Origin of the sequence: Luteimonas sp. 8-5, assembly GCF_029763755.1 — a bacterium.
In the GTDB taxonomy this organism is placed as follows: domain Bacteria; phylum Pseudomonadota; class Gammaproteobacteria; order Xanthomonadales; family Xanthomonadaceae; genus Cognatiluteimonas.
This window is the reverse complement of sequence record NZ_JARUVM010000024.1, coordinates 45,825-55,090: the sequence shown is the minus strand read 5'-3', so window position 1 is coordinate 55,090 and position 9,266 is coordinate 45,825. Positions and strand designations below refer to the sequence as shown.

The following is a 9,266-nucleotide window of genomic DNA, read 5'->3' as shown; positions in this document are numbered from 1 at the left end:
TCGCCGGTGGCCATGACGATGCGGACGCCGTCGGCGCGCAATGCCGCCAGCGCCGCGGGCGTGCCGGCCTTGACCGGATCGGCCACGGCCAGGATGCCCAGGGCACGGCCATCGGCGGCCAGGAACATCACGCTGGCTCCGGCCTCCCGCCAAACCTCCGCCCGCGCGTCCAGAGCCGCCACGTCGATCCCGGCGTCGGTCATCAGGCCAGCGTTGCCCAGCAGCAGCGAACGGTTAGCGACGGTGCCGCGCACACCCTGCCCGGTCACCGAGTCGAAATCCTCCACCGGATCCAGCGCCAGGCCGCGTTGGCGGGCTTCGGCGACTATGGCCTCGGCCAGCGGGTGCTCGCTGCCCTGGTCCAGGCTCGCGGCCAGTTGCAGCACCCGCGCCGGGTCGATGCCCGGTGCGGCCTGCACGTCACGGAACGCCGCCCGGCCCTCGGTCAGCGTACCGGTCTTGTCGACGACCAGCGCGTCGACGCCGCGCAGGTGCTCGATCGCCTCGGCGTCGCGGAACAGCACGCCGGCGCGTGCCGCACGACCGCTGGCGACCATGATCGACATCGGCGTGGCCAGGCCCAGGGCGCACGGACAGGCAATGATCAGCACGGACACCGCGTTGAGCACCGCGTAAGTCCATGACAGTTCCGGGCCGAACAGGCCCCAGGCCAGCAACGTGGCGATCGCGACCGCAAGCACGGCCAGGACGAACCAGTACGCGACCTTGTCGGCCATGCGCTGCATCGGTGCGCGCGAACGCTGCGCCTGCGCCACCATCTGCACGATCTGCGCCAGCACGGTCGCCGAACCGACCTTCTCCGCCCGGATCACCAGGCTGCCGGTGCCGTTGATGGTCGCGCCGATCGCCTTGTCGCCGACGGCCTTGCGCACGGGCATGGGTTCGCCGGTGAGCATGGACTCGTCGATGCTGGAGCTGCCCTCCTCCACCACGCCGTCGACCGGCACCTTCTCGCCGGGGCGCACGCGCAAACGGTCGCCGACGTGCACGTGTTCCAGGGGAACGTCCTGTTCGCTGCCGTCGCGGCCGATGCGTCGCGCGGTCTTCGGCGCCAGCCCGAGCAGCGCCCTGATCGCGGCGGAGGTCTTCGAGCGCGCGCGCAGCTCCAGCAATTGCCCGAGCAGGGTCAGCGACACGATCACGGCCGCGGCCTCGAAATACACGCCCACCCGTCCGTGTTCGCGGAACGACTCCGGGAACAGGCCGGGCACGAGCGTGGCGACGACGCTGTACAGGTAGGCCGCGCCGACGCCGATGCCGATCAACGTCCACATGTTCGGGCTGCGGTTGCGTACCGACTGCACACAGCGTTCGAAGAACGGCCAGGCCGCCCACAGCACTACCGGCGTGGCCAGCACGAACTCCAGCCAGGTGCGGGTCCCGGCATCGAGCCAGGAAAAATGCTGGCCGAACATGCCCAGCACGAACACCACTGCCGTCAGCGGCAGCGTCCACCAGAAGCGGCGGCGGAAGTCGACCAGCTCCGGATTCTCGTCGTCGTCGAGCGATGGCATCTCCGGCTCGAGCGCCATGCCGCAGATCGGGCAGGTACCCGGACCTTCCTGGCGGATTTCCGGATGCATCGGACAGGTGTAGATGGTGCCTGCCGGTGCGGGCGGCTCCGGTTCGCGGGGCGACAGGTAGCGGCCAGGGTCGGCGACGAACTTCTCGCGGCAGCGCGGATTGCAGAAGTGGTATTCGACACCGTCGTGGGTGGCGTGGTGCGGTGTCTTCGCCGGGTCCACGGTCATGCCGCAGACCGGATCGATGTGATGGTGGTCAGTCATGTCGTTCGTCCGCCAGCGCGTCCAGGATCGGGCAGTGCTCGAGCGCGCCGTGGCCCGGGCACGATGCGACCAGCGCATTGAGTCCGGCCCGGATGCGCTGCAACTCTGCGAGCCTGTCGTCGATGTCGGCCAGCTTCTGGATCGCCGCGGCCTTCATGCCGGCCATGTCGCCTTCGCGCCGCGCGGACAATCCAAGCAGGTCGCGTATCTCCTCCAGGGTGAAGCCCAGCGCCTTGGCGCGGCGCACGAAGCGCAGCCGGCCCACGTCGTCGTGTCCGTACCGGCGGTAGCCCGATGCGGTGCGTGACGGCTCGGGCAACAGGCCCTGCCGCTCGTAGTAGCGCACCGTATCGATGGGGACGCCCGCCATGCGGGCCAGCTCTCCAATCTTCATGGCGCCAGTCTGCACCCTGGACCATGGTCAAGGGTCAAGCCCGGACCTCAATGGCTGGCGTAAGGCGTCGTTTCGCCCCCGGGACCGACCAGTTCGACGGTATATGGAACGCTGCGGCCGTCTGGCGTTTCCATGCCCGGCGAACCCAGCGGCATCCCCGGCAGGACCAACCCCTTGGCGTCGGGTCGTTCGGAGAGCAGGCGCTTGATGTCGACCGCCGGCACGTGGCCCTCGATGAAATAACCACCGACCTCGGCCGTGTGGCAGGACCCCTTCCCCGCCGGCACCCCGACGCGGGTCTTCACCGGATCCATGTTGTCGACATTGCGGACCTCGACATGGAAACCGGCCTTGCGCATGTGTTCGACCCAGCCGTTGCAGCAGCCGCAGTACTCGTTCTTGTGCACCAGGACGTGCGGCAGCGGCTCGGTGCCGGCCTGCGTCTGTGCGGCGATGGATTCCGTACAGCCCTGCAGCAGCAGGGCAGCCATGGCAATCAATGCCAGCGACATGCTTTTCATTGCGATTCTCCTCGGTCGTCGGTCGTATCAGAACCAGAAACGCACGCCGGCGACAACGCGGGTGTCGTCGATGCTTTCGCCGCCGGCGCGACGCAGGTCGGCGGTTCCGCCGAACGCGCGCTCATGGACCACGCCGACGTAGGGCGCGAACCGTCGGTCGATCTCGTAGCGCAGCCGCAAGCCGGCTTCCACGGTTCCCAGGCCCGAGCCGATGCCGCGTCGCCCATCGTCCTTGCCATGGATGGTCGCCTCGATCCGCGGCTGCAGGATCAACCGGTTGGTGACCAGGGTTTCGTATTCCACTTCCAGCTGCGCGCCAGTCTGCCCGCCGGTGCCGATGTAGGCGGTCGCGGAGACCTCGAACTTGTAGGGCGCGAGCCCCATCACGCCGATGGCCGCGAAATCCCGGGGCATCCCCGGAATGGCTTCGTGGCGCACGCCCACCACCACGTCCCACCACGGCGCGACGCTGCGTCCGTACAGCAACTCCAGGTCGGCGCCATGCAGGTGGCCATCGATGCGTTCGCCCTCGCTGCGTACCCACAGGCGGTCGAGGTCGGTGCCTGCCCAGCCCTGTACTTCCCAGCCGATGCCGGTACCGGGATCCGCCGACCACCCTTCCAGCCGGTCGACGAGCCAGTAAGAAAAGATGCCGTTGTCGTGGACGAGATGGCCGTCGTAAGGGGCGATGGCCGCGGCGCGATCGGCATCGGTAACGGGCGGGACCGGCGCATGCCCCGGCGACTGTCCTGCTGCGGGTGTGTGCTGCTGGTGGTGCCCATGGTGCTGCGCCATTGCGGGCGACACTGTCAGTGCCAGGCCGAGCGCGGCGGCGGGTCCGATCATGTTCATTCGTCCACCCTCACCTGCCGCATCATTCCGGCCTCCATGTGGTAGAGCAGATGGCAGTGGTACGCCCAGCTGCCCAGTGCGTCGGCGCGAACGCGATAGCTGCGCCTGGTGCCCGGTGGCATGTCGATGGTGTGCTTGCGCAGGTGGAAATTGCCGCCCTCGTCCTCCAGGTCGCTCCACATTCCGTGCAGGTGGATCGGATGGGTCATCATCGTGTCGTTGACCAGCACGATCCGCAGCCGTTCGCCGTAGTTGAAGCGCAACGGTTCGGCCTCCGAGAATTTCCGGCCGTTGAAACCCCAGGCGAACTTCTCCATGTGCCCGGTCAGGTGCAATTCGATGTCGCGGTCAGGGTCGCGGCCGTCGGGGTCCTCGAACAGGCTGCGCAGCATTGCGTAGCTCAGCACCTTGCGGCCGTTGTCGCGCAACCCGATTCCCGGATCTTCCAGTTTCGGCGCGGGCGTCATCGTCTGCATGTCCATCAGCGGATTGCCGGTCTCGCTGGCGGGATGCTGCTGCATGCTGGCCGCGCTGCCCATGTCGTGGCCGGAGTGGTCCATGCTGCCGTGATCCATGCCAGCGTGGTCCATGCCGCCATGGCCCATGTCCGCCATCGTGAGGATCGGGCGGGGATCCACGGCCGGCACCGGTGCACGCAGCCCCTCGCGTACCGCCAGCGTGCCGGCGACGAAGCCGGTCCGCCCCATGTCCTGGGCGAAAATGGTGAATGCGTCCTGGCTGGCCGGCTCGACGATTACGTCGAACGTCTCCGCCGTGGCGATCCTGAACTCGTCCACCGTCACCGGGTGCACGTTCTGTCCGTCGGCGGCGACCACGGTCATCTTCAGGCCGGGGATGCGCACGTCGAAGTGGGTCATCGACGAGCCGTTGATGAAGCGCAACCGCACCTTCTCGCCGCTGCGGAACAGGCACGTCCAGTTCCCCGGCGTCGTGGTTCCGTTCATCAGGTAGGTATAGGTATTGCCATTGACGTCGGACAGGTCGGTCGGCGTCATCCGCATCCGCCCCCACATGCCGCGGTCGGCCAGGGTCGCACGCAGGCCGTCGTCGGAAACGTCGCGGATGAAGTCGCCGACGGTGCGCCTGTAGTAGTTGTCGTGCCCGGGCATCTTCTTCAGCCGCGCGAACAGCGCGGCCGGGTCCAGGTCGGTCCAGTCGCTCAGCATCACCACGTAATCGCGGTCGAATGCGAACGGCTCGGGCCCGGCAGGATCGATGATCAGTGGCCCGTAGAGCCCGGCCTGCTCCTGGAACCCGGAATGGCTGTGATACCAGTACGTACCGGCCTGGTTGACGGCGAAACGGTAGTGGTAGGTTTCCCCGCGGCCGATGCCGTCGAAGCTCAGCCCGGGCACTCCGTCCATGTTGGCGGGCAGCAGGATGCCGTGCCAGTGGATCGAAGTCTGTTGCCCATGGATGGAGCCCGACGGCAACCGGTTGCTCACCCGCAGGTTGACGGTGGTGCCCTCGCGCCAGCGCAGCAGCGGCGCGGGCAACGAACCGTTGACCGTCACCGCGGGACGGAGGCGGCCGGTGATGTTCACCGGCGTTTCGCCGATGGCGAGGTCGAACTCGGTGCCGGACAGCACCGTCGACTGGCCGGGCGAACGCAATGCCCAGCCCGTGCGCGGCCAGAGGCCGAGGCCGGCGATCGCCCCGCCGGCGGCCAGGCCCTGGACGAAACGGCGTCTCGACGGCGTGGCGAGGCCGTCGCGACGGATGGAATGATCGGATGACATCGAGTGAAGCTCCCGGATCTCGCGCCGGTGCGCCAAGACGCGCACGGCAGAAGGCGGCGCCACGAAGGGCGCGCGTGCGGATCGGCGCCCATGCGCCGAAGGACCGCTTAGCCGATGGGAGGTCGGATGGGATGCGGAAGGGCCGGACCGCAGCGGCCCGACGCAGGCGGGCTGGCAACCGGCACCCCTGGGGGCGCGGAGGCGGCGATCCCGGCCGGAGGCGGCGCCTGGACCGGCTGCATGCATGCACAAGCGCACTGCCCTGCTTCGCAGCAATCCTGCGCCGGGGGCTGACGATGGTCCGGTTGCGGCATGTCGTCCATGACGTGCTCCGCCATGGCCTGCTCCGCCATGGCCTGCTCCGTCATGGCATGGTCGCCATGGCATGGCGGTGCGTGATCGTGCGATGCGCCCGCGACCGCGGCGCCCATCCCGTTCAGGACGATCGCCACGGCCAGCAACAGGCGGAACACCAGGTCGCGCTGGTACATGGCGGCACTTTACCCCAAACGTCCGCCAGTCAGGACAGCCGCGACTGATCGATCACCGGCGCCACCCATTCCCCCGAATCCGGCGCGGCCGCATGCGGCGCGAAGCCGGGCTGGCGTTCGATCAGCCGCCGCACCCGCGGCCCCTCCGGGCCCTGGTGCAGCGCGCGGATACGCTGGCCGATGGCGGCGTCATCGCGGGTGAAACGCTGGTTGTGGCGCAGGTATTCGGTCCAGGTCGGGTTGCGGTAGCGCTCGACCCAGAGCTCGGGGTCGCCCAGGTCGCGCATCAGCGACCAGCCACGCGCGCCGTTGCGGCGCCGCACCCGGCGCCGGTCGGTCATGGCCGAGAGGAACGCCGCCGCGTCGACCTCGGCGATCCTGTATTCGATCGACACGATCACCGGCCCGGTCCGCCCGGTGACCGGCACCGCCAGGTCGGGCTCGCGGAACTCGGCCAGGTCGAGGTCCATTTCCTCGGTCTCGGGCAGCGGGAACCAGCGGCCGAGCACGGCGCAACCCACCTGCACCGCCGCGGCGGCCAGCAACGCCGCGGCCAGGGTGCTGCCCTCGGTAACGTAGCCCCACAACCAGGCGCCGCCGGCCATGCCGGCGAAGGTCGCCATCTGGTACAGCGACAACGCGCGTGCCACCACCCAACGCGGCGCCGACATCTGCACGGTGGCGTTGAGGATGGACACCACCAGCACCCAGCCCGCGCCGCACAGCACCATCGCGAGCATGGTCAGCGCCATCCAGGTGCTGAACGCGGTGACGGCAATGCCCAGCGCCGAACCGAGCAGCGCGCAACGGACGATGAACTCGTTGTTGAAGGCGATGCGCAGCCGGTGCGACCAGAACGCGCCGCCGACCGCACCGACGCCGAACGCGCCGAGCAACAGGCCGTAGACCGCCGGCCCGCCACCGATGTTGTCGCGCGCGATCAGCGGCATCAATGCGGAAACCGCGCTCGCCCCGGCGCCGGTGACGAAGCCGCGCACCAGCGTGTAGCTGATGTTCGGGCTCATCCACACATAGCGGACGCCGCCGGCGATCGCGCGCCCCAGCGGTTCGCGCGGCAACAGCCGCGGTTCCGGTTCCGGCCGCCACCGCGCCAGCACCACGACCAGGCCGATGTAGCTGATGGCGTTGATCGCGAACGCGGTCGCGGCGCTGGCCACCGCGACGATCACGCCGCCGATGGCCGGGCCGAGGCTGCGCGCCAGGTTGAACCCCATGGAGTTCATGGCCACGGCCGAAGGCACGTCGCGGCGTGGGACCATGGCCCCCACCGACGCCTGCCAGGCCGGCGCGTTGATGGCCGCGCCGCAGCCGATGAGAAAAGTGAACAGAAGCAAAAGCCAGGGCGTGACCAGGTCGAGCCAGGCGAACACCGCCAGCACCGTGGACACCACCAGCATGAGCACCTGCGCGGCGAGCATCAGCAGGCGCCGGTCGAACGCGTCGGCCAGGGCGCCGGCCACCAGCGACAGGATCACGATCGGCAGCGCGATGGATGCCTGCACCAGCGTCACCATCTGCGCCGAGGCGGCCAGCGCCACCATCAGCCAGGCGGCGGCGACGCCCTGGATCATCCCGCCGAAGCTCGAAGCCAGGGTGGCGATCCACACCGAGCGGAAAATGCGGTGCCGGAACGGCGCGAACGCTCCCTGGGTTTCGCTCATGTCTGCAGCTTAACCCTGCCCGGGGATGCGCTGCGTGCAGGTGGCGCGTCGGTCCTCTTGCACTGCCGCAAAGGCACCGCTAAACTTGCCCGCTTTCCGGCGCGTGGGGCCATAGCTCAGCTGGGAGAGCGCCTGCATGGCATGCAGGAGGTCGGCGGTTCGATCCCGCCTGGCTCCACCAATTCCTTCACCGGAATACAGTACGGAAAGAGGTTTCTCGTCCCCATCGTCTAGAGGCCTAGGACACCACCCTTTCACGGTGGACACCGGGGTTCGAATCCCCGTGGGGACGCCAATTCGCGTCACTGCAACACGCAGTTCAGGCATGCAACGTGATCAGGCAGCGGGCTCGACCAAGGTCGGGCCCGTTGTCTTTTGCAGGGTCGCCACGCCATGACCGCCCTCGGCCAGGTAGTGCAGCCACTTGCCCAGGAAGGTGTTCATGCGCAGGCGGTGGTCGACCACGCGCGCGGCCGGCGGGTACATGCCCAGCACGTCCTGCCAGCGCCTGCCGACGTAGCAGTGCGTGGCCTCGACCTGGCGCGCATCGTGGTAGACACGCAGCCAGGCCGAAGGATCGGGTTCGCCGGTGACCGGATCGCGCAACGCGTAGGTCAGGCGCAGTTCCGTGGTGTAGGCGTGCTGCTCGATCACGTCCAGGCGCAGGTCCAGGCCGTCGCCGATACTGGAGCGGTAACGGCCCACCGGCAGGTCGCCCGGCTCGAACAGGCGCACCAGCAGCGCGTGGTTCTCCGCATACAGTCCCATCAGCCAGCCGAAACGGCCGATCCGCGGAATCCGTGCAGCCTGGGAAAGTACCTGCGACATGGCCCGATGCTACACAACGCAACCCGATCCGGGCAGCATTGACGAAACCGGGCAACCGGCCTACGTTTGGGATTCCGGCCGCTAGAACATCTCGCGGTTGAGCCCCAGCACTTCCAGCACGCGGCTCGAGATCTCCTCGATCGAAGCGTGGGTCGTGCTCAGCATCTGGATGCCTTCGTTGCGCAGCATTTCCTCGGCTGCGGCGACTTCGCGCTTGCACGTGTCGAGCTGGGCATAGCGCGAGTTCGGACGACGCTCCTGGCGGATCTGCTGCAACCGCACCGGGTCGATGGTCAGCCCGAACAGCTTGTGCCGGTGCGGGCGCAGCTTCGCCGGCAGGCGGTCGCCGTCCAGGTCGTCCTCCGTCAGCGGATAGTTGGCCGCGCGCACGCCGTGGTGCAGGGCCAGGTACACGCAGGTCGGCGTCTTGCCCGCGCGCGACACGCCGACCAGGATCAGGTCGGCCTCGCTGTAGTCCATGCTCACCCCGTCGTCGTGCGCCAGCGCGTAGTTCATGGCGTTGATGCGGCGGTGGTAGGCGTCGAAGTCGACCATGCCGTGGGCCCGGCCCACCTGCGACTGGCGCTGCATGTTGAGCTCGCGCTCCAGCGGTTCGATGAAGGGCGCGAACACGTCGAGCATCAGTGCCCCGCTCTCGGCCAGGATGGCGTTGAGCGCCGGATCCACGCAGGAATTGACCACCACAGGGCGGAAACCATGGTCGATGCCGGCCTGGCGGATTTCGTCCGCGGCCGCCCGGGCCTTTTCGGCGGTATCGACGAAGGGAATCCGGTCGGTGACGAAACGCACGTCCGCGAACTGGGTCAGCAGGCTGTGGCCGATGGTCTCGGCGGTGATGCCGGTACCGTCGGATACGTAGAAGACCGGGCGCAGGTCGGGCATGCAGGCTCCGAAGACGGGACGGGGTTG

General features: G+C 68.5%; 9 protein-coding genes and 2 tRNA genes. 2 read left to right on the top strand and 9 right to left on the bottom strand.

The window, feature by feature from the left end; genetic code table 11:
• The 7 genes from QAA18_RS04335 to QAA18_RS04305 all read right to left on the bottom strand — a co-directional run.
• A partial coding sequence (locus tag QAA18_RS04335) for a heavy metal translocating P-type ATPase (RefSeq protein WP_343226739.1) occupies positions 1-1,772 on the bottom strand: 1,772 nt, incomplete at its 3' end.
• Between the two features lie 28 nt (positions 1,773-1,800).
• Positions 1,801-2,202: a MerR family transcriptional regulator gene (locus QAA18_RS04330; protein WP_279411284.1), complete on the bottom strand. Its 402-nt coding sequence runs from the start codon at positions 2,200-2,202 to the stop codon at positions 1,801-1,803.
• A gap of 47 nt (positions 2,203-2,249) precedes the next feature.
• Positions 2,250-2,723, bottom strand: a complete 474-nt coding sequence (locus tag QAA18_RS04325) for a DUF411 domain-containing protein (RefSeq protein WP_279411282.1) — start codon at positions 2,721-2,723, stop codon at positions 2,250-2,252.
• Positions 2,724-2,750: 27 nt separating this feature from the next.
• Positions 2,751-3,575 carry a copper resistance protein B gene (locus QAA18_RS04320; RefSeq protein ID WP_279411279.1) on the bottom strand — a complete coding sequence of 275 codons (825 nt, stop codon included), beginning with the start codon at positions 3,573-3,575 and terminating at the stop codon, positions 2,751-2,753.
• A complete protein-coding gene (locus QAA18_RS04315) occupies positions 3,572-5,335 on the bottom strand; it encodes a copper resistance system multicopper oxidase (RefSeq protein ID WP_279411277.1) in 1,764 nt (587 codons plus the stop codon). Before QAA18_RS04315 ends, QAA18_RS04320 begins: the two co-directional genes overlap by 4 nt.
• Positions 5,336-5,442: 107 nt before the next feature.
• Positions 5,443-5,826, bottom strand: a complete 384-nt coding sequence (locus QAA18_RS04310) for a CopL family metal-binding regulatory protein (protein ID WP_279411274.1) — start codon at positions 5,824-5,826, stop codon at positions 5,443-5,445.
• A gap of 29 nt (positions 5,827-5,855) precedes the next feature.
• Positions 5,856-7,508, bottom strand: coding sequence for an MFS transporter (locus tag QAA18_RS04305; protein ID WP_279411272.1), 1,653 nt, complete (start codon positions 7,506-7,508; stop codon positions 5,856-5,858).
• A 105-nt stretch (positions 7,509-7,613) separates the two neighbouring features.
• Between QAA18_RS04305 and QAA18_RS04300 the strand changes: the two genes are divergently transcribed.
• Both QAA18_RS04300 and QAA18_RS04295 read left to right on the top strand, forming a co-directional pair.
• A tRNA-Ala gene (locus QAA18_RS04300) sits at positions 7,614-7,689 on the top strand.
• 38 nt (positions 7,690-7,727) lie between these two features.
• Positions 7,728-7,803: transfer RNA gene (locus QAA18_RS04295), tRNA-Glu, on the top strand.
• 41 nt (positions 7,804-7,844) lie between these two features.
• Here QAA18_RS04295 and QAA18_RS04290 read toward each other — a convergent pair.
• Both QAA18_RS04290 and QAA18_RS04285 read right to left on the bottom strand, forming a co-directional pair.
• Entirely contained in the window at positions 7,845-8,336 is a 492-nt protein-coding gene (locus tag QAA18_RS04290; protein WP_279411271.1) for a DUF1249 domain-containing protein, read from the bottom strand.
• Between the two features lie 81 nt (positions 8,337-8,417).
• On the bottom strand, positions 8,418-9,239 hold the full coding sequence (locus tag QAA18_RS04285) for a kinase/pyrophosphorylase (RefSeq protein WP_279411269.1): 822 nt from the start codon (positions 9,237-9,239) through the stop codon (positions 8,418-8,420).
• Positions 9,240-9,266: the final 27 nt, after the last annotated feature.

Bases quoted from the DNA above. Each gene is read 5' to 3' on its own strand.
- QAA18_RS04330 (WP_279411284.1), bottom strand. From the start codon at position 2,202: ATGAAGATTGGAGAGCTGGCCCGCATGGCGGGCGTCCCCATCGATACG.
- QAA18_RS04325 (WP_279411282.1), bottom strand. From the start codon at position 2,723: ATGAAAAGCATGTCGCTGGCATTGATTGCCATGGCTGCCCTGCTGCTG.
- QAA18_RS04320 (WP_279411279.1), bottom strand. From the start codon at position 3,575: ATGAACATGATCGGACCCGCCGCCGCGCTCGGCCTGGCACTGACAGTG.
- QAA18_RS04315 (WP_279411277.1), bottom strand. From the start codon at position 5,335: ATGTCATCCGATCATTCCATCCGTCGCGACGGCCTCGCCACGCCGTCG.
- QAA18_RS04310 (WP_279411274.1), bottom strand. From the start codon at position 5,826: ATGTACCAGCGCGACCTGGTGTTCCGCCTGTTGCTGGCCGTGGCGATC.
- QAA18_RS04305 (WP_279411272.1), bottom strand. From the start codon at position 7,508: ATGAGCGAAACCCAGGGAGCGTTCGCGCCGTTCCGGCACCGCATTTTC.
- QAA18_RS04290 (WP_279411271.1), bottom strand. From the start codon at position 8,336: ATGTCGCAGGTACTTTCCCAGGCTGCACGGATTCCGCGGATCGGCCGT.
- QAA18_RS04285 (WP_279411269.1), bottom strand. From the start codon at position 9,239: ATGCCCGACCTGCGCCCGGTCTTCTACGTATCCGACGGTACCGGCATC.